The sequence below is a fragment of the Pseudomonas sp. TWI628 genome (assembly GCF_039673865.1).
Classification (GTDB): domain Bacteria; phylum Pseudomonadota; class Gammaproteobacteria; order Pseudomonadales; family Pseudomonadaceae; genus Aquipseudomonas.
The window spans coordinates 16416-40937 of record NZ_JBDJMM010000039.1; the positions used below are offsets into that span (position 1 = coordinate 16416).

Genomic DNA, 24522 nt, shown 5'->3' on the forward strand with positions numbered 1-24522 from the left:
TTAGGCAGGCTGTGGGGTCAGGCGCTCGAACAGCGCCTCCAGGGTATTGAAGCGTTCTTCGGGGCGTTCCATCGGTACCAGGAAACGGAACTGCGTGGCGCCTTCGAACTTGTAGCGTTTGGGCTGGCCCTGGATCAGCTTGATCAGGGTCAGCGGGTCGACCGGGGTCTCGGCCTCGAATTCGAGCTTGCCGCCGTTGGGGCCGGCGTCGACTTTCTTGATGCCGAGGGCTTCCGCCTGCAGCTTGAGCTGGGTCAGGCGCATGAGGTTCTTGGTCGGCTCGGGCAGCAGGCCGAAACGGTCGATCATCTCCACTTGCAGGTCCTTGAGGCCTTCTTCGTCGGCCGCCGAGGCGATGCGCTTGTAGAGGATCAGACGGGCATGCACGTCGGGCAGGTAGTCCTCGGGGATCAGCGCCGGCAGGCGCAGGTTGATCTCCGGGCCGCCACCCAGCGGCTGCTCGAGGTTTGGCTGGGTACCCTTGCGGATGGCCTTGACCGCACGTTCGAGCATTTCCATGTACAGGGTGAAACCCACGGCCTGGATCTGCCCGCTCTGGCCTTCGCCAAGCAGCTCGCCGGCGCCGCGGATTTCCAGGTCGTTGGTGGCCAGCACGAAGCCGGCACCGAGGTCCTGGGTGTTGGCGATGGCTTCCAGGCGTTTTTCGGCGTCGGCGCTGATCTTCTGCCGCTGCGGCGTCAGCAGGTAGGCGTAGGCCTGGTGGTGGCTACGGCCAACCCGGCCACGCAGCTGGTGCAGCTGGGCCAGGCCGAACTTGTCGGCGCGCTCGATGACGATGGTGTTGGCACTGGGCACGTCGATGCCGGTCTCGATGATGGTCGAGGCAATCAGCACGTTGAAGCGCTTGTGGTAGAAGTCGCTCATCACCTGTTCCAGTTCGCGCTCGCGCATCTGCCCGTGGCCGATGCCGATACGCGCTTCCGGGACCAGTTCGGCCAGTTCGGCGGCGCACTTCTCGATGGTTTTCACATCGTTGTGCAGGTAGTACACCTGGCCGCCGCGCAGCAGTTCACGCAGCAGCGCTTCCTTGACCGTGCTCTTGTTCTGCTCCATGACGAAGGTGCGCACCGACAGGCGCCGCGCCGGCGGGGTGGCGATGATCGACAGGTCACGCATGCCCGCCACCGCCATGTTCAGCGTGCGCGGGATCGGCGTGGCGGTCAGGGTGAGGATGTCCACTTCGCTGCGCAGGGCCTTGAGCTGCTCCTTCTGGCGCACGCCGAAACGGTGTTCCTCGTCGATGATGGCCAGGCCCAGGTCCTTGAAGCGCACGTCATCCTGCAGCAGCTTGTGGGTGCCGATGAGGATGTCGATCTTGCCTTCGGCGAGGTCGGCGGCGGCGGCGGCCACTTCCTTGGCCGACTTGAAGCGGCTCATCACCTCGACCTTCACCGGCCATTCGGCAAAGCGGTCGCGGAAGCTGTTGTAGTGCTGTTGGGCGAGCAGGGTGGTCGGCACCAGCACCGCCACCTGGCGGCCACTGTGCACGGCGATGAAGGCTGCGCGCATGGCCACTTCGGTCTTGCCGAAGCCGACGTCGCCGCACACCAGGCGGTCCATCGGCTTGGGGGCGAGCATGTCGACCCGCACGGCCTCGATCGCCGCTTGCTGGTCAGGGGTTTCCTCGAACGGGAAGCCTGCGCTGAAGGTGGCGTAATCGGCGGCCGGGTCGGCAAACGCATAGCCCTTGCGCGCGGCGCGGCGGGCATAGATGTCGAGCAGCTCGGCCGCCACGTCGCGGACCTGTTCGGCAGCCTTGCGCTTGGCTTTCTGCCAGGCTTCGGAGCCCAGCCGGTGCAGCGGCGCCAGGGCGTCATCGCTGCCGGTGTAGCGGGCAATCAGGTGCAGGTTGGCCACCGGCACGTAGAGCTTGGCGCCCTCGGCGTATTCCAGGGTGAGGAATTCGGCGGCCTGGCCGTCGATTTCCAGGGTGGCCAGGCCCAGGTAACGGCCCACGCCATGGTCGATATGCACTACCGGCGCGCCTTCACGCAGCTCGGTGAGGTTCTTGATGACCGCGTCGTTGGCTGCCTCGCCGCGTTTTTCACGGCGCCGGCGCTGCATCACGCGCTGGCCGAACAGCGGGCTCTCGGCGACCAGGGCGACGGCCGGGTCTTCCAGCAGCAAGCCGTCGTCAAGCGGGGCAATGGTGATCGCCAGGCGCTCGCGGCCGGTAATGAAATCGGCCCAGCTGTCGACTGTCTGCGGGCGCAGCTTGAGGCGTTCGAGCAGCTCCAGCAGCACCTCGCGGCGGCCCGCCGATTCGGCGGTGAACAGCACACGGCCGCTGAACTGGTCGAGGAACTCGGCCAGCGCCGCCAGTGGCTGGTTGGCCTTGGCTTCGATGGCCAGGTTGGGCAGGGCGCGGGCGGGGAAGCGTTCGCGGCCGGCACCGGCTTCCAGGTCGTCGGCGCTGACCACCACCCGCGGCCACTGCTTGAGCTGGGCGAAGCAGTCTTCTACCGGCAGGAACAGTTCGGCCGGCGGCAGCAGCGGGCGGCTCAGGTCGCCGCGGCGCTCTTCATAGCGCCCGCGCACGTCGTTCCAGAAGTGTTCGGCAGCCTGCTCGACGCCTGGCAGCGAGAACACCTGGGTGTCGGCGGGCAGGTAGTCGAACAGCGTCGAGGTTTCTTCGAAGAACAGTGGCAGGTAGTACTCGATGCCAGCGGGGATGATGCCGCTGGCCAGGTCCTGGAAGATCGCGCTGCGGCGGAAGTCGACATCGAAGCGCTCACGGAAGCGCGCCTTGAAGCGGGTCACCTCTTCCTTCTGCATGGGGAACTCGCGCGCCGGCAGCAGGCGGATCGAGTCGACCTTGTCGATCGAACGCTGGGTCTCCGGGTCGAAGGTGCGCAGGGTCTCGATCTCGTCATCGAACAGGTCGATGCGATAAGGCAGCTTGCTGCCCATCGGGAACAGGTCGATCAGCGCGCCACGCACGGCGAACTCACCATGCTCGTAGACCGTGTCGACGCAGCGGTAGCCAGTGGCTTCCAGGCGCGTGCGCATCTGCTCGACGTCGATGGTCTGGCCCACGTCCAGCACCAGGCTGCTGCCCAGCAGGAAGCGCGTGGGGGCCAGGCGGTGCAGGGCGGTGGTGATCGGCACGACCAGAATGCCATGGCTCAGCTCCGGCAGCCGGTAGAGGCTGGCGATGCGCTGGGAAATGATGTCCTGGTGCGGCGAGAACAGGTCGTAGGGCAGGGTTTCCCAATCGGGAAACGGCAGCACCGGCAGGTCCGGGGCAAAGAAGCGAAGTTCCTGTTCCAGACGATCGGCCGCCTGGCTGTCGGCGGTCAGCAGCAGGGTGAAGCGGCCCGCGCTGCTGGCGGCCTCGGCGATGGCCAGGCTGAGGGCGGCACCGGGCAGGTTGCCCCAGGTTTGTTTGCCGGCCGTGGCCGACATGTGCGGAAGGCGCAGAACTGACACGGGAGATTGCACTCCAAGCGTTGCGGCAAAGAGATCGATTGTACCGGTGACGGTGCCTGCTGTCAGGCTTCACAGGCCATGAACAGCGGGCTTTGCCATCGGCGACAGGCGCTCATTGCCGGTTACGCGCAGGGGCGTCATAATGTAGCCCCTTTTTTCTGTCCCTACATGTGGAAGGTTCCCGTGACTCAGAAGCCCGACCAGTGTCTTGGTGAGTGGATCGATCGTGAAGCTCTGGCTGAAGCGATGATCCCGCTTATCGGTCAGCTCTACCGCAACAACAATGTGGTGAGCTCGATTTATGGCCGCAGCCTGATCAACCGTTCGGTTATCTCGATCCTCAAAGCCCACCGCTTTGCGCGTCACCGTCAGACCGACGAGACCGAACTGTCCGTACACGAGACATTCCCCCTGCTCAAGGCCATGAGCGAGCTGAAACTGGGCGCCGCTTCGGTCGACCTGGGCAAGCTGGCCAACAAGTTCAAGCAGGAAGGCAATGGCCGCACTGCCGAGCAGTTCGTCCGTGAGGAGCTGGCCGACGTGGTTGGCCAGCAGAACGTTTCGGCCCGCAAGGGTACCGACGTCGTCCTGTACGGCTTCGGCCGCATAGGCCGCCTGCTGGCGCGCATCCTGATCGAGAAGACCGGTGGCGGCGACGGCCTGCGCCTGCGTGCCATCGTCGTGCGCAAAGGCGCCGAGAACGACCTGGTCAAGCGTGCCAGCCTGCTGCGCCGTGACTCGGTGCATGGCCCGTTCGATGGCACCATCACCATCGACGAAGCCAACAACACCCTCACTGCCAACGGCAACCTGATCCAGATCATCTACGCCAAGAGCCCGAGCGAAGTCGACTACACCCAGTACGGCATCAACAATGCGCTGATCGTCGACAACACCGGTGTATGGCGTGATGCCGACGGCCTGGGCCAGCACCTGGCCTGCCCGGGCGCTGCCCGCGTGATCCTCACCGCACCTGGCAAGGGCGCGCTGAAGAACATCGTGCACGGCATCAACCATGGCGACATCACTGCCGATGACAAGATCATCTCGGCAGCTTCGTGCACCACCAACGCCATCGTGCCGGTGCTCAAGGCCATCAACGACAAGTACGGCATCGTCAACGGCCACGTCGAAACCGTTCACTCGTTCACCAACGACCAGAACCTGATCGACAACTTCCACAAGGGCAGCCGCCGTGGTCGTGCCGCGCCGCTGAACATGGTCATCACCGAAACCGGCGCTGCCACCGCTGCCGCCAAGGCACTGCCAGTGCTGAAAGGCAAGCTGACCGGCAACGCCATTCGCGTTCCGACGCCGAACGTTTCGATGGCCATTCTCAACCTGAACCTTGAGAATCCGACCACCCGCGACGAGATCAACGAGTACCTGCGCCAGACCGCCATGCACTCGGAACTGCACAAGCAGATCGACTACGTCAGCTCGCAGGAAGTGGTTTCGACCGACTTCGTAGGTTCGCGCCACGCCGGTGTGGTGGATGCCGAGGCGACCATCGCCAACGACAACCGCGTTGTCCTGTACGTCTGGTACGACAACGAATTCGGTTACAGCTGCCAGGTCGTTCGCGTGATGGAAGAGATGTCGGGTGTGAACCCGCCAGCGTTTCCACGCTGATTCGCTTGTAAGCGCATGAAAAAACGGGAACCTTCGGGTTCCCGTTTTTTTATCCAGATTTTGTGTTGTCTGTGCTGGCATCATCGCGGATAAGGCCCGCACAGGCAACCGAGAGCCCGACCTTTGCGCATAACCCTCCTGTTCATCCTGATGCTCCTCACCGCCTGCAACCAAGGCCCCACCCTGGAACGCCTGGGTGGCCCGACCATGGGCAGCAGCTACAGCATCCAGTACGTCCGCGAGCCCGGTGGCCCGGCACCGGCCCAGGTCCAGGCGGCGGTCGAGACCCTCCTCAACGACATTGATCAGCATTACTCGACCTACCGCGGCGATTCCACCGTCAGCCAGTTCAACCAGCTGCCCGCCAACCAGTGCATGGCATTGCCGCCCGACATGCTTGAGCTGGTCGCCTTCGGCCAGCACCTCGCCGACTTGAGCGACGGCGCTTTCGACCTCACCGTCGAGCCACTGCTAGACCTTTGGGGCTTCGGCCCGCAAGCCCGTCACGAGCAGGTGCCCGACCTGCAGGCCCTGGCCCAGGCCCGCCAGCGCGTCGGCTACCGCCACTTGCGCATCGACCGCCAGGCACTGTGCAAGGATGCCCCGGTGCAACTGGATTTCAACAGCATCGCCGCTGGCCACGCCGTCGACCTGATCGCCGAGCGCCTGCGCGCCATGGGCGTGGCCAGTTTCGTCGCCGAAGCCACCGGCGAGCTCAAGGCCGTAGGCCGCAAGCCCGACGGCAGCGCCTGGCGCATTGCCCTGGAGCTGCCGCGCGAGGACCGCCAGATTGCCCGCCAGATCATCCCGGTCAACGGCCTGGGGGTGTCGACCTCGGGTGACTATCGCCATTATTTCGAGGAGAATGGCCGGCGCTATTCACACACCTTCGATGCCCGCCTGGGGCGCCCGGTCGACCATGACCTGGCCGCAGTCACCGTGCTCGATGCCTCGGCGCTGCAGGCCGATGGCTATTCGACCCTGCTGTTGATCCTCGGGCCAGAGCGCGGCTGGGATTTCGCCGTGGCCCATGATCTGGCTGCGGTTTTGGTGACTCGGGCCGAAGGTGGCTTCGTCTCCCGAGCGACCCCTGCATTCGAGCAGGCGGTGAAAGGCGATTGAAAGCGTTGCCAGGGATGATCGCCGCCAGGGATCGGTGAATGACATGTAGTGCAGGCAAAATTGGCCTACGACGCGACCAAGGGTTAATGTGCGCGGCGTTCACGCTTGATTAGACTGCACCCGAATTTTCTCATGGCGCCCCGGCGGCATGATCGAGTCCCGCGGGTAACCGTAACCCCGGGCCAGTTCTGAAGGAGTACGCATGGCTGTCTACAACTACGACGTAGTGGTGCTGGGTTCCGGCCCGGCCGGTGAAGGCGCGGCAATGAACGCCGCCAAAGCGGGGCGCAAGGTGGCAATGGTCGACAGCCGCCGTCAGGTCGGCGGTAACTGCACCCACCTGGGCACCATCCCGTCCAAGGCGCTGCGTCACTCGGTGCGGCAGATCATGCAGTTCAATACCAACCCGATGTTCCGGGCCATCGGTGAACCGCGCTGGTTCTCCTTCCCGGACGTGCTCAAGAGCGCTGAGAAGGTCATTGCCAAGCAGGTCGCTTCGCGTACCGGCTACTACGCCCGCAACCGCGTCGATCTGTTCTTTGGCACTGGCAGCTTCGCCGACGAGCAGACCGTCGAAGTGGTCTGCCCGAATGGCGTGGTCGAGAAGCTCAACGCCAAGCACATCATCATCGCCACCGGCTCGCGCCCGTACCGCCCGGCCGACATCGATTTCCACCACCCGCGCGTCTACGACAGCGACACCATCCTCAGCCTCAGCCACACCCCGCGCAAGCTGATTGTCTACGGCGCCGGGGTGATCGGTTGCGAATACGCCTCGATCTTCAGCGGCCTGGGCGTGCTGGTCGAATTGGTCGACAACCGCGGCCAGCTGCTGAGCTTCCTGGATTCGGAAATTTCCCAGGCGCTGAGCTACCACTTCAGCAACAACAACATCACCGTACGCCACAACGAGGACTACGAGCGGGTTGAAGGCCTGGAAAACGGGGTGATCCTGCACCTGAAGTCGGGCAAGAAGATCAAGGCCGACGCCTTGCTGTGGTGCAACGGCCGTACCGGCAACACCGACAAGCTGGGCCTGGAAAACATCGGCATCAAGGTCAACAGCCGTGGCCAGATCGAGGTCGACGAGGCCTACCGCACCAGCGTGCCGAACATCTATGGCGCCGGTGACGTGATTGGCTGGCCGAGCCTGGCCAGTGCTGCCCACGACCAGGGCCGTTCGGCCTCTGGCAGCATCGTCGACAACGGCAGCTGGCGCTTCGTCAACGACGTGCCGACCGGCATCTACACCATCCCGGAGATCAGCTCGATCGGCAAGAACGAGCAGGAGCTGACCCAGGCCAAGGTGCCGTACGAAGTGGGCAAGGCGTTCTTCAAGGGCATGGCGCGCGCGCAGATCGCCGGCGAGCCGCAAGGCATGCTGAAGATTCTGTTCCACCGCGAAACCCTGGAAATCCTCGGCGTGCACTGCTTCGGCTACCAGGCTTCGGAAATCGTTCACATCGGCCAGGCGATCATGAACCAGCCGGGCGAGCAGAATAATCTGAAGTACTTCGTCAACACCACGTTCAACTACCCGACCATGGCCGAAGCCTATCGGGTAGCTGCCTACGACGGCCTGAACCGGCTTTTTTAAGCGGCTCCGGCCGGTGGCCTGAGCCGGTCGGGGAGACCGATTTCAGCCCTACCCGAGGGTGGTCTTGGCCAAACCGGGAAAGTCTGTAATCAGGCTGTCCACGCCAAAATCAGCGAGCCGGCGCATCAGTGCCGGTTCGTTGACCGTCCATACCGACACATGCAGACCCTGGCCCTGGGCTTTGAGCAGGCGCTCAGGCGTGCACAGTGTCCAGTTCAACGCCAGCAGCTCGCATTGGTAGTTCTGCGCGACCTTCAGCGGGTCGAGCCAGGCGTATTCGGCTACCAGCCCGCGTTTCACGTCCGGTACCAGCTCCAGAGCAGCGCCCAGCACTTCGCGTGAGCTGGAGGTGATGGTCACCTTGTCCAGCAGGCCGTATTGCTGCGCCAGTTCGCGAATCGCCAGCACGGTGGTGGCGGCACGGGTGCGCGAGGCGCTCTTGACCTCCAGTTGCCAATGCTCGAACGGGCATTTTTCAAACAGTTCTTCGAGTTTCGGGATAGGGCAGGGTTGCACGTGGCCCGGGCCACCCTTGCGCGCATCGATCTTGATCAGTTCGGCGGCCGGGTGCTCGACCACCTTGCCGCGCCGGCCGGTGGTGCGCTTGAGGGTAGGGTCGTGGATTACCATCAGTTCGTTGTCGGCTGACAGGTGCAGGTCCAGTTCGCAGCGGGTCACGCCGTGGGACAGGCACTGCTGAAAGCTCTTCAGGGTATTTTCGGGGGCTTCGCCCTTGGCGCCGCGGTGGCCGTAGATCAGGGTCACGTTCGTTCCTTCAAATCAGGGGGATAGGGCTCAGGAGGCGGGGCCATCTTGTTCCAGTTGCTGGCGCCGTTGCTGCTGTTGGCGTTGCAGGATATGGCGGGCCAGCAGTTGCCGTTGGGCATCGGTCATGTCGGTGAATTCCGTGCCGACCTCGAAATTGCCGTCCGGGCGCAGGTCGCAATGGGTAACCCTGCCGCGCAGCAGCAGGCCGTGGGCGCGTGGCATCAGCACCATCTTCACCTTCACCCGGGTGCCGGGGGCGATCTGCTGAGGTTGCGCGAACTCGATGCCACCTTCGGAGATGATCACCGGTTGCGGCTGGCCGATTTCACCGAGCAGGGTTTGCGCGACCACTGCGCTGAGCAGGTCGAGGCGCTTGTTCTGTGCGCGCAGGAAGGCCGCCAGGGTGCGGTCCTTGTCGCTCAGCTGGCGCAGCAGGTGCTGCGACTCGAAGTCGGACAGGTGCAGCTCGCTGAGCAGGTTGAATAACGGCGAATCATCCTGCAACAGTTCTGCTTCAAGGGCTTCGGCCGCGCTGAGGGGGCTGATTTCCAGTGCGATCCGATCTTCGATGCGGTAGTATTCGCGGCGATCTTCTTCGTCTAATGTCGTCATGGCGAACCCATGGTTGCGGCGGTGGTCCGAGTGTAAAGCCGCCGTAGGCGCCTCGCCACAAGGACGTTCCCTTTCATCCGAACAAGCCCCGACATGTTCAGACCTCTTTTCGCATTCATCGGTACGCGTTACACCCGTGCCAAGCGCCGTAACCACTTCGTCTCGTTCATTTCCCTGACCTCGATGATCGGCCTCGCCCTGGGCGTGGTGGTGATGATCGTGGTGCTCTCGGTCATGAACGGTTTCGACCACGAGATGCGTACCCGCGTGTTGGGGATGATCCCCCACGCCACGCTGGAGAGCGGCCAGCCGATCAACGACTGGTCTGCCCTTGCCCAACAAGTAAAGCAGAATCCGCAGGTGCTGGCGGTTGCCCCGTACACGCAGATGCAGGGCCTGCTGACCCATGACGGCAAGGTGCAGAAGGTGTTGCTCAACGGCATCGACCCGGCGCGCGAGCGCGAGGTGTCGATCATCGACAACTTCATCCAGCAAGGCAGCCTCGACCAGCTGGCGCCGGGCGAGTGGGGCATCATGATCGGCGACAAGGCCGCAGCCAAGCTGGGCGTCGCCATCGGCGACAAGCTGACCTTCGTCGCCCCCGAGGTCAGCGTGACCCCGGCCGGCATGTTCCCGCGCATGAAGCGCTTTACCGTGGTCGGCACCTTCCACGTTGGCGCTGGCGAGATCGACGGTTACCTGGGCCTGACCAACATCACCGACCTGTCCCGCCTGCACCGCTGGAAGCCGGATCAGGTGCAGGGCCTGCGCCTGAAGTTCGACGACCTGTTCCAGGCGCCGCGGGTGGCCTGGAGCATCGCCCAGCAGTTGGGCGACCAGGAGTACTACAGCCGCGACTGGACCCGCACCCACGGCAACCTGTACCAGGCGATCCGCATGGAAAAGGCCATGATCGGCCTGCTGTTGCTGCTGATCGTCGCGGTGGCGGCGTTCAACATCATTTCCACCCTGGTGATGGTGGTCAACGACAAGCGCGGCGATATCGCCATCTTGCGTACCCTGGGCGCCACGCCCGGGCAGATCATGCTGATCTTCATGGTCCAGGGCACGGTGATCGGGGTGATCGGCACGCTGATCGGCGCCGTGGTCGGGATCGTCGCCGCGCTGAACGTGAGCGCGGCGATCGCCGGCATCGAGAAGCTGATCGGGCACAAGTTCCTCAACGCCGACGTGTATTTCATCGATTACCTGCCCTCGCAGATCCAGGCCCAGGACGTGTACATGGTCTGCGGTGCGGCGCTGGTCCTGAGTTTCTTCGCCACCCTGTACCCGGCCTGGCGTGCGGCCCGCACCCAGCCTGCAGAGGCGCTACGTTATGAGTGAGTCGCGCATGAGTGATAAAGCCGTTCTGAGTTGCCGCAACCTGGGCAAGTCCTACGACGAGGGCCCGGAGTCGGTGCAGGTGCTGTCCGGGCTCAACCTGGAGCTGCACGCGGGTGAGCGCGTGGCCATCGTCGGCAGCTCCGGCTCCGGCAAGAGTACCTTGCTCAACCTGCTCGGCGGCCTCGACCGGCCGACCCAGGGCAGCGTATGGCTGGCCGGCGAAGAGCTGTCGGCGCTCGGCGAGCGCGCCCGCGGCCTGCTGCGCAACCGCGAGCTGGGCTTCGTCTACCAGTTCCACCACCTGTTGCCAGAGTTCACCGCCATGGAGAACGTGTGCATGCCGCTGCTGATCGGCCGCACCGCCATCCCGGAGGCCCGTGAGCGCGCCGAGGCGCTGCTCAAGCGGGTCGGCCTGGGCCATCGCCTGCACCACAAGCCGGCCGAGCTGTCCGGTGGCGAGCGCCAGCGTGTGGCGATCGCCCGTGCCCTGGTCAACCGCCCGGGGCTGGTGATGCTCGACGAGCCCACCGGCAACCTCGACCACCACACCGCCCAGGGCATTCAGGAATTGATGCAGGAGCTGTCCAGTGCGTCGCGTACTGCCTTCCTGGTGGTGACCCACGACCTCAACCTGGCGCGCCAGATGGACCGCGTATTGAAGCTCGACGACGGCCACCTGGTGGCGATCTGACCGAGTGCACGGGGTGGCAGCGCTGCCCCGTTTTCCCGTTTTAATTGGGTGTTTCCTACATGTTCAGACCCTTGCCCATCTTCATCGGCGCGCGCTACACCCGGGCCAAGCGCCGCAACCACTTCATCTCGTTCATTTCGATGACCTCGATGATCGGCCTGTCGCTGGGCGTGCTGGCGATGATCGTGGTGCTGTCGGTGATGAACGGCTTCCAGCGCGAAATGAGTTCGCGCATTCTCGGCCTGGTGCCGCATGCCTCGATCCTGGGCGTGCAGCCACTGGACGACTGGCACAAGGCGGCCGACGCTGCGTTGCAGAACCCGGCCGTGATGGCGGCGGCGCCGATCACCGAGATGGAAGGCATGCTCTCGTACAAGGGGGCGATGCAGCCGATCCAGGTCAGCGGCATCGACCCGGCCGAGGAAGGCAAGGTTTCCATCGTCGGCCAGCATATCGTCCAGGGCCGCCTGCAGGACCTGCAGCCGGGTGAGTACGGCGTGGTCATCGGTGAACTGACCGCGCGGCGCTTCCGCCTCAACACCGGCGACAAGCTGACCCTGATCGTGCCGGAAATCAGCAAGGAACCCGGTGGTATCACCCCGCGCATGCAGCGCCTGACCGTGGTCGGCATCTTCAAGGTGGGTGCCGAGCTGGACGGCTCGCAGGCTTACATGCACGTGGCCGATGCCGGTGAAATGCAGCGCTGGGCGCCAGGGCAGGTACAGGGCGTGCGCCTGAAGCTGCACGACCTGTATGCCGCGCCGCAGGTGTCCAAGGCGATCGCTGCCGGTTTGGGTGATGGCTACCGTGCCGATGACTGGTCGCATACCCAGGGCAGCCTGTTCAGCGCGATGAAGATGGAAAAGACCATGATCGGCCTGTTGCTGCTGATGATCATCGCCGTGGCGGCGTTCAACATCATCGCCACTCTGGTGATGGTGGTGAACGACAAAGGGCCGGACATCGCCATCTTGCGGACGCTGGGTGCCACGCCGGCGCAGATCATGGGGACGTTCATGGTTCAGGGCAGCCTGATCGGCATTGTCGGCACCCTGATCGGTGGGGTGTTCGGGGTGATTGCAGCGCTCAATGTCAGCCAGATCGTTGGCTGGCTGGAACGGGTGAGCGGGCAGCACATCTTCACGTCCGATGTTTATTTCGTCAGCAGCTTGCCGTCCGAGCTGCAGGGGGGGGATGTGCTGATGATCTGCGCTGCCGGGCTGGTGATGAGCTTCCTGGCGACAATCTATCCCGCTTACCGGGCGTCGCAGGTGCAACCGGCGATTGGCCTGGCAGTTTGATGTTCGCCTGAGATTCCGGGGCTGCCAAGCGGCCCCGGTTCACCGACTTTCAGGCAGCTCGATCACAAACCGCGTCCAGCCGTCCTGACATTCCGCCCGAATACTCCCGCCATGGGCCTGCACGATCGACCGGGTAATCGCCAACCCCAGCCCCGCATGCTCGCTGCTGCCTTCTCGCCGCGCCGGGTCCACCCGGTAGAAGCGATCAAACAGGCGCGGCAACGCTGCCGCTTCGATTGCCGCCCCGGTATTGGCCACGCAAATCCGCAGCCCCGGCTCCAACGTCACCCGTATCTGCCCGCCTGCCGGGGTAAAGCGCAAGGCATTGTCCAGCAGGTTCGACAGGGCCCGACGCAGCATAGGCCGGTCCCCCTGCAATAGCGCCTCGCCCTCGCGCAGTAACTGCACCTGGTTGTCCTCGGCCAGCGGCGCGTAATACTCCAGCAGCGCATCCACGTCATCGTGCAAGGCCAGCGCGGTCTGCCCCGGCACCAGCAGGCCGTGGTCGGCCTTGGCGAGGAACAGCATGTCGTTGATCATCTGCGCCATCCACTGCAGCTCCTCGAGGTTGCCATGCAGTGCCTCGCGGTATTCCTCCAGGCTGCGCGGGCGGGTGAGGGTGACCTGGGTGTGGGTCAGCAGGTTGGACAACGGTGTGCGCAACTCGTGGGCGATGTCGGCAGAGAACGCCGACAGGCGCTGAAAGGCGTCGTCCAGGCGTTGCAGCATGGCGTTGACGGTAGTGGCCAGCTCCGCCAGCTCCTCGGGCATCTGCGCCACCGGCAGGCGTGTGGTCAGCGAGCGCGCCGACACGCTGGCGGCCACCTGGCCCATCTGGCGCAAGGGGCGCAGGCCGCTGCGTGCGGCCCAGGCACCGAGCAGCGCAGTGGCCAGCGCCGACAGCCCGACAGTGAGCCAGATCAGGCGTTGCATGCCCTGCAGGAAGTGCTGGTGATGGGTGATATCGAGAAACAGCGTCAGTTGCGCAGCCGTCTGAGCGTCCGGCGGCACGGCCAGGCTTCGATAATCGACGCCATCTGCGTGCAGGGTTGTAAGCCCCGGCGTTGGTGGCGTGCCAGGCAGGCCGTCGCGGCTGGTGAACCAGATCGCGCCGTCGCGGCCAGTGATGCGCAGCGCCAGGTCAGCCTGATGGTTGAGCTCGTTGCGCAGGGCTGGCAAGCGGCCTTGCAGTTCGTCAGGGCCCTTCAGGCCGGCGAGCTGGCTGCGAAACAGGGAAAGGCGCGACTCCAGCAGTTGCTGGTCCAGTTCGACGAAATGCTGCTCGCTGGCATGGCTGAACAACAGCCCCGCGCCCAGCGATACGGCGGCAGTACAGCCGGCAAACAGCAGTGCCAGGCGCGTGCCGAGGGAAAGCCTGCGCATCAGTCGTGGCGCTCTTCGAGCACGTAGCCCATGCCGCGCACGGTATGGATCAGCTTGTTCGGATGCGGGTCGTCGATCTTCAGGCGCAGGCGGCGCACCGCCACTTCGATCACGTTGGTGTCACTGTCGAAGTTCATGTCCCACACTTGCGAGGCGATCAGCGATTTGGGCAGCACCTCGCCCTGGCGGCGCAGCAGCAGCTCGAGCAGGGCGAACTCCTTGGCGGTCAGGTCGATGCGCGTGCCGGCTCGTTCGGCGCGGCGGCGGATCAGGTCCAGGCGCAGGTCGGCCAGGGTCAGGGTGGTGTCCTGGCTGGGGCTGGCGCCGCGGCGCAGCAGGCTGCGTACCCGGGCCAGCAGCTCGGAGAAAGCGAAGGGTTTGACCAGGTAATCGTCGGCGCCCAGCTCCAGGCCGTGCACGCGGTCTTCGACGGCGTCGCGGGCGGTGAGGAACAGCACCGGGGTGTCCAGCCCGGCAGTGCGCACGGCCTGCAGAATCTGCCAGCCATCACGCCCAGGCAGCATCACGTCGAGGATCAGCAGGTCGTGGTCGCCGGTCAGGGCCAGGTACTGGCCGGTCTCGCCGTCGGTGGCCAGTTCGGTGGCAAAGCCGGCTTCGCTCAGGCCTTGGCTCAGGTACTGGCCGGTGCGGGCCTGGTCTTCGACGATCAGCAGTTTCATGGGACTCCCACAGGGTCGGGTGATGGCTGAAATGATACGTGACGATGTGCCTGCTCGCCCAAGCTGACAAAGTTGTAATCTTCCCGTCAGCTAACCGCCAGCCGTGCCTTTCTAGAGTGGTCTCATCCCGCTGTGATCTTCGGAGTCATCATGAAACACCTGTTCATCGCTGCCGCTTTGGCCCTGGTCAGCCTGCCCACCCTGGCCGGCGAGGCGAAAACCTTCGCATTCGGCGAGCCGGCCCCGGCAGCCAAGGCCACCCGCACCGTCGAAGTGGTGCTCAAGGACATCGCCTTCGAGCCCAAGAGCCTGCATGTTAAAGCCGGCGAGACCGTGCGCTTCGTGCTGATCAACGAAGGCAAGCTGCCCCATGAGTTCAACCTCGGTGACAAGGCCATGCACGCCGAACACCAGAAGCAAATGATCGCCATGCAGGGCAAGATGTACAACGCGGCCATGCAGCATGAGGGCATGGACCATTCGCAGATGGGCCATGCCCCGATGACCCCTGGCCAGATGGACCACGGTGCCCATGGCCACGGCGGTGGCAACACCGTACTGGTGCAGCCCGGCCAGCGCGCCGAGCTGACCTGGACCTTCCGCAAGTCGGCACCGATCGAATTCGCCTGCAACGTGCCGGGGCATTATCAGGCCGGTATGGTCGGGGAGTTGACCATCGAATGACTGGCACTCCAAGGCGGGGTGCAAAACCGGTAGACTAGGGGCAATTTCGAACCTCCAGGTCAGTTTCCATGCACCCCGCTGCCGAACATTCTCCGCTGGGCAAGTCCAGCGAATACATCGCTACCTACACGCCTTCGTTGCTGTTCCCGATCCCGCGTACGGCCAAATGGGCAGAACTGGGCGTGACGGCCCAGACCCTGCCGTGGCAGGGCGTGGACTACTGGAACTGCTTCGAGTTGTCGTGGTTGCTGCCCTCCGGCAAGCCGGTGGTGGCCATCGGTGAGTTCGCAATTCCGGCCGATTCGCCGAACATCATCGAATCGAAGTCGTTCAAGCTCTACCTCAACTCGTTGAACCAGACTGTGTTCGCCTCGATTGGCGAGCTGCAGGCGTGCCTGGTGAAAGACTTGTCGGCGGCCGCTGGCAAGCCGGTAGGCGTACAGGTGCGTACCCTGGCTGAAGTGGAGGCCCAGGGTGTGGTGGCGTTGCCTGGGCAGTGCATCGATGCGCTGGATGTGGTGATCGACAACTATGAACAGCCGCAACCGGAGTTGCTGAGCTGCAACCCTGAACGCATTGTCGAAGAGACCGTGCACAGCCACCTGCTCAAATCCAATTGCCCGGTGACCGGCCAGCCGGACTGGGGCAGCGTGGTGGTGGAGTACAAGGGCAGGGCGCTGGACCATGCCAGCCTGCTGACCTACCTGATCAGCTTCCGCCAGCATGCCGACTTCCATGAGCAGTGCGTGGAGCGGATCTACCTGGACTTGAAGAACCTGCTGCAGCCTGAGCACCTGACCGTGTATGCGCGGTATGTGCGCCGCGGTGGGCTGGATATCAACCCGTACCGCAGCACCGGGGCGATCAGCCCGGCGAACCTGCGACTGGTTCGCCAGTAAGTTCTGTGTAGTTGGGGCCGCAAAGCGGCCCCAGTCATTTCAGATCCCCATGCTGTGCAGCGAGTTGGCAATGCTGCGCAGGGTGGCGGTCAAATCCGGGTGTTCGGCCTCGAAGCGTTCGATCGCCAGGTTCACCCCGTCGACCACATTGTTGTCCGGCGTGGCTTCCTCGAGCTTCAACTGCGCTTCGATCTGCCTGGCCTCTTCGTGCAGGGCGGCCAGTTCTTCATCCGAAAGCGGTACGTTGCGGTCCAGTTGCTCGCGCAGGCTGTTCAGGCGCTCTTGCAATTCGCGGGCAGGCATCGGTTGTTCTCCATCAATGGCTTGGCAAGGCATGGACCTCAGCGAAGCGGCAAAGGTTCTCGCCTGTCTCCTAGCGTAATCCACTCGCTGGCGCTTTGCATGATCCGTATCAATGGGGCTGTGTCAGGGTTTTTCACCCTTGCTGCAGCGCAGGGCAATGTCGGCAAGGCAGGCGTCCAGTTCGTCGAGGTGGTCGATCACCGAATGCACGCCCAGGCTGAACAAGGCCAGGGTGGCCTTGCCGCGGGCCAGATCCTGCTCTTGCTGGGTCATGGCCTGCCACTGCCGGGAGGAGAGGTCGCACGAGGGGCTGCAGGCCGCCAGGCCCACCGTCCACAAGCCGGCGTTGAGGCCAGATTGCAAAAGCTTTGGCTCACCGCTGACCAGCACGCAGCCCTCCAGGCGTTCGCTGTCCAGGCTCATCAAGGCCTGCCAGCAAGCGTTTGGTGCCGGCCAGCGTACGCCGTTGACCGCGTGGCCCGGTAGCCAGTCCGGTAGCACGCTGGCCAGGCGCCTGCTCTGCAGGCTACCCAGGTCGTCCAGCCAGATGCACGGCACCTGCGCGTGGCGCAGGCTGGCCAGCGTTTCGAGGGCGCCAGGGGCGGGCAGGGGGCTGCCGTCGGTGGCCTGGACCAGGCAACCGCGCAGGCCGAACAGCACAGCGGTAATGGCGGGTGCAGCGAGCATGGTAACGTCCCTGAAATAGTCCGCAGGCTATTCGACGATTGTTACCGTGCTGTGACGGGCAACAGTTGTTCACATTTCATTGAGCAAAAATGTGTAAAGCTGTTTATCAGCCTACAAGGCTCTATACTGCCGCCGTACAGCAGCGCTCGCGAGGCGCTTGCGGCCGAGAAATTCGATGGAGAAATATCTATGCGTAGGATCGGTGCCGGTGTGATCGAACGAGTCACCCAGGCCTGTGTCTGCGCCAGCTTGTTGCTGGCGCCCGTGGCAGCCACCCATGCCGCCACCGAGGAAGATCCCTGGGAAGCGGTCAACCGCCCGATCTTCCGTTTCAACGATACGATCGATACCTATGGCCTCAAGCCATTGGCCAAGGGCTACCAGTGGGTCACCCCGCAGTTCTTGCAGGATGGCATCCACAACATGTTCAACAACGTCGGTGATGTCACCAACCTGGCCAACGACGTTTTGCAATTCAAGCCCCATGCGGCGGGCGTCGACACTGCGCGGCTGATCGTCAATACCGTGTTCGGCATCGGTGGCTTCTTCGATGTCGGCAGCAAGATGGGCCTGCAGCGCAACGACGAAGACTTCGGCCAGACCCTCGGTCACTGGGGCGTGCCCAGCGGTCCGTACGTGGTGATCCCGCTGCTCGGCCCGAGCACCGTGCGTGACGGCCTGGCCAAGTACCCGGACACCTACACCGAACCCTACCGCTACATCAACGACGTGCCGGTGCGTAACTCGATCTTCGCCCTCAACGTGGTCGACACCCGGGCCAGCCTGCTGTCGGCCGAGAAGCTGATCCAGGGTGACAAGTACATCTTCATCCGTAATGCCTACCTTCAGAACCGCGAGTTCAAGGTCAAGGATGGCGAAGTCGAAGACGACTTCTGATCCTTGCAGGCATGAAAACGGCGACCATCGGGTCGCCGTTTTTAGTTCAGCTCAATGCATGGCCAGGATGCGCAGGCCGAACTTCTGCTGCCCGCCGGGCTGATCGGCGATCCACACCACCTCGGTACTGGCATGCAGGCCCTTGAGTGCCGGGTGATCGGAGTCGATGCGCACCTCCAGGTGGTCACCGACCTTGAATTGCTGCGGCGCCTGCACCTGCATGCCGCTGCTGGAAAGGTCCAGGCACACCGCCGCGATGACCTGCCCCGCATGCAACAGGCTGACCCCGGTGTCGATGCGCATGCGGATGAAATCGCGTTTCTCGCTGTGGCCGGAGGGTGTATGAGGCATGCTGCATCCTTCCCAATCGGTTGTACTGGTTAGCGTTTTTATAACTCTCGGTGATTTACCCTGTAAAGACCAGCGAACTCGACCGACGTATGCTTGAAACGCCTGGCGGATGGGAGTACCGTCTGCGCCTTACGAGGTATCTCGATTGGTTGCCTGGGCCGTGTTCTTGGCCTACAACTCAAGTAGAGCGTTACCACAGAGTATTCCAGCAGTTGGATGTCAGCCTTGCAGACGCCCCTGCACCAACCCAAATCGGCGCCGTTCGCCCACATGCAGAAAATCAGTGCAACGCTGCTGATCATCGATGATGACGACGTGGTCCGTGCGAGCCTCGCCGCCTATCTGGAAGACAGTGGCTTCAGCGTCCTCCAGGCCGGTAATGGCCAGCAGGGGCTCCAGGTCTTCGAAGAACACCAGCCCGACCTCGTGATCTGCGATCTGCGCATGCCGCAGATGGGCGGCCTCGAACTGATCCGCCAGATCAGCGAGCGCGCGCCGCAGTTGCCGGTGATCGTGGTCTCGGGTGCCGGCGTGATGAGCGACGCGGTCGAGGCCTTGCGCCTGGGCGCTGCCGACTACCTGATCAAGCCGCTGGAAGACCTGGCCGTGCTCGAACACTCGGTGCGCCGGGCGCTTGACCGTTCGCGCCTGGTGCTGGAAAACCAGCGCTACCGCGACAAGCTGGAAGCGGCCAACCGTGAGCTGGAAGCCAGCCTGCACCTGTTGCAGGAGGACCAGACCGCTGGTCGCCAGGTGCAGATGAACATGCTGCCGGAAAGCCCCAGTACGCTCGGCGAGTTCACCTTCGAGCACCAGATCATTCCGTCGCTGTACCTGTCGGGCGACTTTGCCGACTACTTCCGCGTGGATGAGCGGCGCATTGCTTTCTATCTGGCCGATGTCTCCGGGCACGGTGCGTCGTCGGCATTCGTCACGGTATTGCTGAAGTTCATGACCACGCGGCTGTTGTTCGAATTCAAGCGCAGCAGCAAGCTGCGCGAGTTCAAGCCCTCGGAAGTACTCAGCCACATCAACCGCGGCCTGATCAACTGCAAGCTGGGCAAGCACGTGACCATGGTCGGTGGCGTGATCGACGAAGAAACCGGCCTGCTGACCTACGCCGTGGGCGGCCACCTGCCGCTGCCGGTGCTGTATACCCCGGGCGAGGCCCGTTACCTGGAAGGCCGAGGCCTGCCGGTAGGGTTGTTCGACGAAGCGAGCTACCAGGACCTGGTGATCGAGCTGCCGCCGCAGTTCAGCCTGAGCCTGATGTCCGATGGCATTCTGGACCTTTTGCCTGGGCATACGCTCAAAGATAAAGAAGCTGCCTTGCCGGATATCGTCAAGGCGGCGGGTGGTAGCCTGGATGGGCTGCGCCAACGATTTGGATTGGCTACGCTTGGGGAGATGCCGGATGATATCGCCCTATTGGTGTTGAGCAGGAACCTTCAATGAGTACCGGTAGAATCCAGTTCGCCGAGCAGAGCGGTACCTTTGTACTGAAATTCGTCGGTGAAGTGCGCCTGACCCTGTGTTCGGCGCTGGATGCGACGATCGAGAAGATTTTCACCGCGCTGAACTTCTCGACCATCGTCATCGACCTGACCGAAACCGAAAGCATCGACAGCACCACCTTGGGCCTGCTGGCCAAGCTGTCGATCCTGTCGCGGCAGAAGGTGGGCCTGTTGCCGACCGTGGTCACCACCAACCCGGACATTTCGCGCCTGCTGCAATCGATGGGCTTCGACCAGGTGTTCAACATCGTCGACCGCCCGGTGCCACGCCCCGAGTGCCTGACTGACCTGCCGTCGCAGGATCAGAACGAGGACGTGGTGCGTTCCAAGGTGCTGGAGGCGCACAAGATTCTCATGGGGCTCAATGACTCCAACCGCGAAGCCTTCCATGACCTGGTGAATGCACTGGAGCGGACCTGATCTGCTGCGGCTACACCAGCCTTCAAGACGGGTGAGGTCCCTGCAGGAGCGGCTTCAGCCGCGAAGGAGGCCAGCAAGGTCTCCAGGCCTGGTCACTCTCGCTGCGCAAACTCGGTCGCCTCACTGCCATTCGCACTCAGCTGGAACACTCGCGCCGGCCGCCCCTGCTCATCGAAGAACACCTGCCCCAACCCCGCGCCATTCCATAACCGCTCCCCGGCCTTGCTGCGGCTGGGCGTGCGTGGCACGACCTCCATCTGCCGGCGCTTGGTAAACCAGTTCAACGGTGAGCGTGGCGAGTAAAGCCAGCGGTTGAGCCTGTCCAACACGTCCAGCAAGCGCCGTGGGAACTCGTTCTTGATCCCGCTGCTGGTCACCTGCCAGAGATGCGGGCTGCGCTGGCGATGGCGGATCAGCACCTCGTAGACGAACGAATAGTGCACATCGCCCGAGAGGATCACGTAGTGCCCTGGCGTGCGCGAATGGCGGAAGATGTTCAGGATCACCTGCGCCGCGCCTCGGTGGGCCATCCAGTTCTCGGCATCCACCAACAACGGGTAGCCCAGCCAGCTGAATATCCGCTGCACGGTTTCGATCAGCTTGACGCCGAAGATCGGTGCCGGTGACACGATGATTGCCGAAGGGTGGTCCAGCAACGCCTGTTGCAGTTCGCACAGCGCTTCCCAGTCGAGCAGGCCGGACGGCTTGCCCAGGTCGCTCTCGCTGCGCCAGCGGCGGGTGCGGGTGTCGAGCACCAGCAGCGGCGGCTCGCTGGGCAGGCTGTACTGCCAGCCCTGGAAGCGCAGCAGCTCACCGATCAGCTCATCCTGCTGGCGGGGCAGTGTCTGGCACTGCCCGATCAGCCCGTTGCAGCGATCCGGGTCATTGCCCCACGCCTGGCATAGCAGATAGCCCAGCAGCGCATTGCCGATGATCCGCCTTGAGAAGGGGTGACCGTAGGCGGTTTCTTCCCACTGTGCCGAGAGGTTCCAGTCGTCGGTGATGTCGTGGTCGTCGAAGATCATCAGGCAGGGCAGGTGGGTCATCACCCGTGCCACGTCGCCCAGGCTGGCGGCGAAGGCCTCGATCAGTGGCAGTTCCTCACGGTAGCGCGCCTGGTGCTGCAGGCTCAGGCCAGCCGGCATGCCCAGGTCCACCAGGCGCCAGGGCGCGGGCGCCCATACCAGCAGGTACATGGCCATGACTTCGGCAAAGGTCACCAGGTGGTTGTCGGCGTTGCTGGAGGAAAATATCGGCTTGCGCTTGCCGCCGAAGAAGCGTTCGCGCAGGGTTTCGTTGCGTGCCTGGGCGGGCAGCAGGTCGGCGCGGTGGTAATAGCAGGCCGGATGCCGATAGAGCGCCTGGCTGTCGGCGACCACCGCGCCTTCCAGCGCTTCGTCGAACAGCCCCAGGCGCTCGATCAGCGAATGAATGGCGCGTAGCATCGGGCCGGCGACGTCGTCGGCATAAACCTGGTCGCCGGTCATCAACAGCACGGCGGGGCGGTCTTCCGGTCGTGGGCAGGCCTGCAGCAAACGGTCGGCGCAGAGCAGGCCGTCGGCGGCGGGGTGATGCGGTTTGCGACAGGAACCGTGCAGCAGCTGGTCGAGGCGGTCGCGCAGCACCAGGGTGGGGCGTGGGCTGTCGGGGTAGAGCAAGTGCGGGGCCCAGTCGGCAATGCCCCGGCCGTCGATCAGCAGGTCGTACGCGATGGCGACGTTGCGCGGCAGGGGCTCGGCGAAGTGGATGTCCAGCAGGTGAATAAAGGCGTGCTGGCCGACGGCAACGAGCTGGCAATCGACCTTGCTGGTGCCGGCGAGGATGAATTCGGGTTGCAGGGGTTGGCTGCCAACCAGCCAGATGGCCAGCCTTTGCGGCTCCAGGCGGCGCAGTACCGGGCCGGCGAGCACGAGGGGCAATGGGGATGAGGTCATTTTGCCTTTAGGTTCAGGACGCGTTCACAGCCCGCTGAAACGAAACGGGCGGAAAATGCTGAACATTTCCCGCCCGCCTGGCAAACCTTAGATGTATCAGGCTTTTTCAGCCATCAACTTCTCGAGTTTTTCCTGATCCCGGGCAAACTGGCGAATACCTTCTGCCAGCTTCTCGGTGCCCATGGCATCTTCGTTCATCGCCCAGCGGAACTGGCTTTCGTTCAGCACCTGTTTGGCTTCACCGGCATTGCCCGGCTTGAGCATCCGCGGCAGCTCGCCCTGGTCGCTGCCCAGCTTGTCCAGCAGGTCCGGGCTGATGGTCAGGCGATCGCAGCCGGCCAGTTGTTCGATCTGGCCGAGATTGCGGAAGCTGGCGCCCATGACCACGGTGTCGTAGCCATTGGCCTTGTAGTAGTTGTAGATGCGCGTGACCGACTGTACGCCTGGGTCTTCGGCGCCGACGTATTCCTGGCCGGTGCTCTTCTTGTACCAGTCGTAGATACGACCCACGAACGGCGAAATCAGGAACACGCCAGCATCGGCGCAGGCCTGGGCCTGGGCGAAGGAGAACAGCAGGGTGAGGTTGGTCTGGATGCCTTCCTTTTCCAGCTTCTCGGCGGCGCGGATGCCTTCCCAGGTGGAGGCCAGCTTGATCAGCACGCGGTCTTTCGACACCCCTGCCGCTTCGTATAGGCCGATCAGCTGGCGTGCCTTGTTCAGCAGTGCTGGCTCATCGAACGACAGGCGCGCATCCACCTCGGTGGAGATGCGCCCCGGAATGACCTTGAGAATGCCCGCGCCCACGGCCACGGCGAACTTGTCGCAGGCCAGGTCGACATTGCCCTTGGCATCGGCCTTCACCTGCTTGAGCAGTTCGGCATAGCCCGGGATGGCGGCGGCCTTTAGCAGCAGGGACGGGTTGGTGGTGGCATCGACCGGTTTGAGACGGGTGATGGCATCCAGGTCCCCGGTGTCGGCAACCACGGTGGTGAACTGCTTGAGTTGTTCCAGCTTGGAGGTCATGGGCGTGCTCTGTCCTGTGCGTTTACTCGACATTACCCGAGGCCCGACGGGCGCTCAAGAGGCCAGTGGGGCGGGGCAGGATTGCCTAAGGTGATGATTCGAGTCGGCTGCTGGCGTGAGGTTCCCTGGGGTTCGTCTTGAGGGTTTTAGCGCCATGCACATGGCAGCCCCGCCCCTACTTCACCGCCCCTGCATCAACTCCGCCGCCTGATCAAACACCTTCAGCGGCTCCGCCGCCTTGTGAATATCCGCCGACAGCAGTTGCCGGAACCGCCGCGCCCCCGGGAACCCTTGCCCAAGCCCCAGAATATGCCGGGTAATGTGATGCATTGCCCCACCACTCTCCATATGTGCCACGATATACGGCCGCAGCTGCTCCAGTGCCGCGCTGCGGCTCACCACCGGCGCTTCGCTGGCAAACAGCTGCTGATCCACCTCGGCCAGCAGGTAAGGGTTGTGGTACGCCTCGCGCCCCAGCATCACGCCATCGAAGGTTTCAAGGTGCGCCTGGCATTCCGCCAGGGTCTTGATTCCGCCGTTGAGCACGATCTCCAGGTCCGGGAAGTCCGCTTTCAACTGCGCGGCGATGTCGTAGCGCAGCGGTGGGATCTCGCGGTTTTCCTTTGGCGACAGCCCTTCAAGAATCGCGATCCGCGCATGCACGGTAAAACTCCGGCAACCGGCCTCACGCACCTGGCCAACGAAATCGCACAGTTCGGCATAGCTGTCGCGGCCATTGATGCCGATGCGGTGCTTCACCGTCACGGGCGTGGAGACCGCATCCTGCATGGCCTTCACGCAATCGGCCACCAGCGCCGGGTGGGCCATCAGGCAGGCGCCGATCATGTTGTTCTGCACCCGGTCGCTCGGGCAGCCGACGTTGAGGTTGACCTCGTCGTAGCCGGCTTCCTCGGCCAGTTTGGCGCAGGCGGCCAGGTCGGCCGGCACGCTGCCGCCCAACTGCAGGGCCAGCGGGTGCTCGGAAACGTCGTGACGCAGGAAACGGTGGGCGTCGTTGTGCAGGAGGGCACCGGTGGTGACCATTTCGGTGTAGAGCAGGGTGTGCTTGGAGAGCAGGCGCAGGAAGAACCTGCAGTGCCTGTCGGTCCAGTCCATCATGGGGGCAACGCTGAAGCGGCGGGACGGCTCAGGGCGCGTGGTTTGTGGCTTTGAGGCTGATTCTAGGGGCATTCTGGTCTACGCATTATTGTGCCGTTTTTGGGGGGGGCG

General features: G+C 63.7%; 22 protein-coding genes. 11 read left to right on the forward strand and 11 right to left on the reverse strand.

The features are described from left to right. Positions 1-3450 (reverse strand): transcription-repair coupling factor, encoded by a 3450-nt coding sequence (gene mfd, locus ABE528_RS24685; protein WP_346654323.1) that lies wholly within the window; start codon positions 3448-3450, stop codon positions 1-3. 168 nt (positions 3451-3618) lie between these two features. Here mfd and ABE528_RS24690 point away from each other — a divergent pair, with 168 nt between their 5' ends. From ABE528_RS24690 to sthA, 3 genes are all read left to right on the forward strand, one after another. Continuing rightward, positions 3619-5082: a glyceraldehyde-3-phosphate dehydrogenase gene (locus ABE528_RS24690; RefSeq protein WP_152956385.1), complete on the forward strand. Its 1464-nt coding sequence runs from the start codon at positions 3619-3621 to the stop codon at positions 5080-5082. Between the two features lie 123 nt (positions 5083-5205). Next, positions 5206-6204, forward strand: coding sequence for an FAD:protein FMN transferase (locus ABE528_RS24695; RefSeq protein WP_346654324.1), 999 nt, complete (start codon positions 5206-5208; stop codon positions 6202-6204). 202 nt (positions 6205-6406) lie between these two features. Beyond that, on the forward strand, positions 6407-7801 hold the full coding sequence (sthA, locus tag ABE528_RS24700) for a Si-specific NAD(P)(+) transhydrogenase (RefSeq protein ID WP_060508048.1): 1395 nt from the start codon (positions 6407-6409) through the stop codon (positions 7799-7801). Positions 7802-7849: 48 nt separating this feature from the next. On the opposite strand, the gene ABE528_RS24705 is transcribed toward sthA, so the two are convergent. Together ABE528_RS24705 and ABE528_RS24710 are read right to left on the reverse strand one after the other, a co-directional pair. Continuing rightward, a complete protein-coding gene (locus ABE528_RS24705) occupies positions 7850-8566 on the reverse strand; it encodes a glycerophosphodiester phosphodiesterase family protein (protein ID WP_346654325.1) in 717 nt (238 codons plus the stop codon). Between the two features lie 30 nt (positions 8567-8596). Next, positions 8597-9181, reverse strand: a complete 585-nt coding sequence (locus ABE528_RS24710) for a PilZ domain-containing protein (protein ID WP_152956387.1) — start codon at positions 9179-9181, stop codon at positions 8597-8599. Between the two features lie 93 nt (positions 9182-9274). On the opposite strand from ABE528_RS24710, the gene ABE528_RS24715 reads away from it, so the two are divergent. From ABE528_RS24715 to ABE528_RS24725, 3 genes are read left to right on the forward strand one after another with little or no spacing between them, the layout of a single operon-like run. Next, entirely contained in the window at positions 9275-10525 is a 1251-nt protein-coding gene (locus tag ABE528_RS24715; RefSeq protein WP_346654326.1) for a lipoprotein-releasing ABC transporter permease subunit, read from the forward strand. A 7-nt stretch (positions 10526-10532) separates the two neighbouring features. Beyond that, positions 10533-11216: a lipoprotein-releasing ABC transporter ATP-binding protein LolD gene (gene lolD, locus ABE528_RS24720; protein WP_176506135.1), complete on the forward strand. Its 684-nt coding sequence runs from the start codon at positions 10533-10535 to the stop codon at positions 11214-11216. 59 nt (positions 11217-11275) lie between these two features. After that, positions 11276-12517, forward strand: coding sequence for a lipoprotein-releasing ABC transporter permease subunit (locus ABE528_RS24725; protein ID WP_152956389.1), 1242 nt, complete (start codon positions 11276-11278; stop codon positions 12515-12517). A 39-nt stretch (positions 12518-12556) separates the two neighbouring features. Here the strand turns inward: ABE528_RS24725 and ABE528_RS24730 are convergent, their stop codons facing one another. Together ABE528_RS24730 and cinR are read right to left on the reverse strand one after the other, a co-directional pair. Next, positions 12557-13903 carry a heavy metal sensor histidine kinase gene (locus tag ABE528_RS24730; RefSeq protein ID WP_152956390.1) on the reverse strand — a complete coding sequence of 449 codons (1347 nt, stop codon included), beginning with the start codon at positions 13901-13903 and terminating at the stop codon, positions 12557-12559. Further along, entirely contained in the window at positions 13900-14580 is a 681-nt protein-coding gene (cinR, locus tag ABE528_RS24735) for a two-component system response regulator CinR (protein ID WP_085674789.1), read from the reverse strand. Before cinR ends, ABE528_RS24730 begins: the two co-directional genes overlap by 4 nt. A gap of 150 nt (positions 14581-14730) precedes the next feature. Between cinR and ABE528_RS24740 the strand changes: the two genes are divergently transcribed. Both ABE528_RS24740 and queF read left to right on the forward strand, forming a co-directional pair. After that, positions 14731-15264 (forward strand): plastocyanin/azurin family copper-binding protein, encoded by a 534-nt coding sequence (locus tag ABE528_RS24740; protein ID WP_152956392.1) that lies wholly within the window; start codon positions 14731-14733, stop codon positions 15262-15264. 68 nt (positions 15265-15332) lie between these two features. Beyond that, positions 15333-16163: an NADPH-dependent 7-cyano-7-deazaguanine reductase QueF gene (queF, locus tag ABE528_RS24745; protein ID WP_152956393.1), complete on the forward strand. Its 831-nt coding sequence runs from the start codon at positions 15333-15335 to the stop codon at positions 16161-16163. 39 nt (positions 16164-16202) lie between these two features. Here queF and ABE528_RS24750 read toward each other — a convergent pair whose 3' ends face one another. Both ABE528_RS24750 and ABE528_RS24755 read right to left on the reverse strand, forming a co-directional pair. Continuing rightward, positions 16203-16466, reverse strand: coding sequence for a DUF4404 family protein (locus tag ABE528_RS24750; protein ID WP_152956394.1), 264 nt, complete (start codon positions 16464-16466; stop codon positions 16203-16205). 123 nt (positions 16467-16589) lie between these two features. Further along, complete coding sequence (locus ABE528_RS24755; RefSeq protein WP_152956395.1) at positions 16590-17153, reverse strand: phosphonoacetaldehyde phosphonohydrolase-related protein; 564 nt, start codon at positions 17151-17153, stop codon at positions 16590-16592. Between the two features lie 189 nt (positions 17154-17342). Between ABE528_RS24755 and ABE528_RS24760 the strand changes: the two genes are divergently transcribed. Then, a complete protein-coding gene (locus tag ABE528_RS24760) occupies positions 17343-18050 on the forward strand; it encodes a VacJ family lipoprotein (protein ID WP_152956396.1) in 708 nt (235 codons plus the stop codon). 51 nt (positions 18051-18101) lie between these two features. On the opposite strand, the gene ABE528_RS24765 is transcribed toward ABE528_RS24760, so the two are convergent. Beyond that, a complete protein-coding gene (locus tag ABE528_RS24765) occupies positions 18102-18401 on the reverse strand; it encodes a PilZ domain-containing protein (protein ID WP_152956397.1) in 300 nt (99 codons plus the stop codon). 270 nt (positions 18402-18671) lie between these two features. On the opposite strand from ABE528_RS24765, the gene rssB reads away from it, so the two are divergent. Next, entirely contained in the window at positions 18672-19856 is a 1185-nt protein-coding gene (gene rssB / locus ABE528_RS24770) for a two-component system response regulator RssB (RefSeq protein WP_346654346.1), read from the forward strand. Then, positions 19853-20335 carry an anti-sigma factor antagonist RssC gene (gene rssC, locus ABE528_RS24775; RefSeq protein WP_027919583.1) on the forward strand — a complete coding sequence of 161 codons (483 nt, stop codon included), beginning with the start codon at positions 19853-19855 and terminating at the stop codon, positions 20333-20335. Before rssB ends, rssC begins: the two co-directional genes overlap by 4 nt. A gap of 92 nt (positions 20336-20427) precedes the next feature. Here rssC and ABE528_RS24780 read toward each other — a convergent pair whose 3' ends face one another. The 3 genes from ABE528_RS24780 to dusA all read right to left on the reverse strand — a co-directional run bounded on the left by ABE528_RS24780 (position 20428) and on the right by dusA (position 24483). Then, positions 20428-22269 carry an alkaline phosphatase D family protein gene (locus ABE528_RS24780; protein ID WP_346654327.1) on the reverse strand — a complete coding sequence of 614 codons (1842 nt, stop codon included), beginning with the start codon at positions 22267-22269 and terminating at the stop codon, positions 20428-20430. 96 nt (positions 22270-22365) lie between these two features. Beyond that, complete coding sequence (gene tal, locus ABE528_RS24785) at positions 22366-23292, reverse strand: transaldolase (RefSeq protein WP_346654328.1); 927 nt, start codon at positions 23290-23292, stop codon at positions 22366-22368. Positions 23293-23472: 180 nt separating this feature from the next. Next, a complete protein-coding gene (gene dusA / locus ABE528_RS24790) occupies positions 23473-24483 on the reverse strand; it encodes a tRNA dihydrouridine(20/20a) synthase DusA (RefSeq protein WP_346654329.1) in 1011 nt (336 codons plus the stop codon). Positions 24484-24522 lie beyond the last annotated feature (39 nt).

What these genes read in the sequence shown, in the direction of transcription:
- ABE528_RS24690 (WP_152956385.1), top strand. Translation starts at nt 3,619, where the DNA reads ATGTGGAAGGTTCCCGTGACTCAGAAGCCCGACCAGTGTCTTGGTGAG.
- sthA (WP_060508048.1), top strand. Translation starts at nt 6,407, where the DNA reads ATGGCTGTCTACAACTACGACGTAGTGGTGCTGGGTTCCGGCCCGGCC.
- ABE528_RS24710 (WP_152956387.1), bottom strand. Translation starts at nt 9,181, where the DNA reads ATGACGACATTAGACGAAGAAGATCGCCGCGAATACTACCGCATCGAA.
- ABE528_RS24715 (WP_346654326.1), top strand. Translation starts at nt 9,275, where the DNA reads ATGTTCAGACCTCTTTTCGCATTCATCGGTACGCGTTACACCCGTGCC.
- lolD (WP_176506135.1), top strand. Translation starts at nt 10,533, where the DNA reads ATGAGTGATAAAGCCGTTCTGAGTTGCCGCAACCTGGGCAAGTCCTAC.
- ABE528_RS24725 (WP_152956389.1), top strand. Translation starts at nt 11,276, where the DNA reads ATGTTCAGACCCTTGCCCATCTTCATCGGCGCGCGCTACACCCGGGCC.
- cinR (WP_085674789.1), bottom strand. Translation starts at nt 14,580, where the DNA reads ATGAAACTGCTGATCGTCGAAGACCAGGCCCGCACCGGCCAGTACCTG.
- ABE528_RS24740 (WP_152956392.1), top strand. Translation starts at nt 14,731, where the DNA reads ATGAAACACCTGTTCATCGCTGCCGCTTTGGCCCTGGTCAGCCTGCCC.
- queF (WP_152956393.1), top strand. Translation starts at nt 15,333, where the DNA reads ATGCACCCCGCTGCCGAACATTCTCCGCTGGGCAAGTCCAGCGAATAC.
- ABE528_RS24750 (WP_152956394.1), bottom strand. Translation starts at nt 16,466, where the DNA reads ATGCCTGCCCGCGAATTGCAAGAGCGCCTGAACAGCCTGCGCGAGCAA.
- ABE528_RS24755 (WP_152956395.1), bottom strand. Translation starts at nt 17,153, where the DNA reads ATGCTCGCTGCACCCGCCATTACCGCTGTGCTGTTCGGCCTGCGCGGT.
- ABE528_RS24760 (WP_152956396.1), top strand. Translation starts at nt 17,343, where the DNA reads ATGCGTAGGATCGGTGCCGGTGTGATCGAACGAGTCACCCAGGCCTGT.
- ABE528_RS24765 (WP_152956397.1), bottom strand. Translation starts at nt 18,401, where the DNA reads ATGCCTCATACACCCTCCGGCCACAGCGAGAAACGCGATTTCATCCGC.
- rssB (WP_346654346.1), top strand. Translation starts at nt 18,672, where the DNA reads ATGCAGAAAATCAGTGCAACGCTGCTGATCATCGATGATGACGACGTG.
- rssC (WP_027919583.1), top strand. Translation starts at nt 19,853, where the DNA reads ATGAGTACCGGTAGAATCCAGTTCGCCGAGCAGAGCGGTACCTTTGTA.
- ABE528_RS24780 (WP_346654327.1), bottom strand. Translation starts at nt 22,269, where the DNA reads ATGACCTCATCCCCATTGCCCCTCGTGCTCGCCGGCCCGGTACTGCGC.
- tal (WP_346654328.1), bottom strand. Translation starts at nt 23,292, where the DNA reads ATGACCTCCAAGCTGGAACAACTCAAGCAGTTCACCACCGTGGTTGCC.
- dusA (WP_346654329.1), bottom strand. Translation starts at nt 24,483, where the DNA reads ATGCCCCTAGAATCAGCCTCAAAGCCACAAACCACGCGCCCTGAGCCG.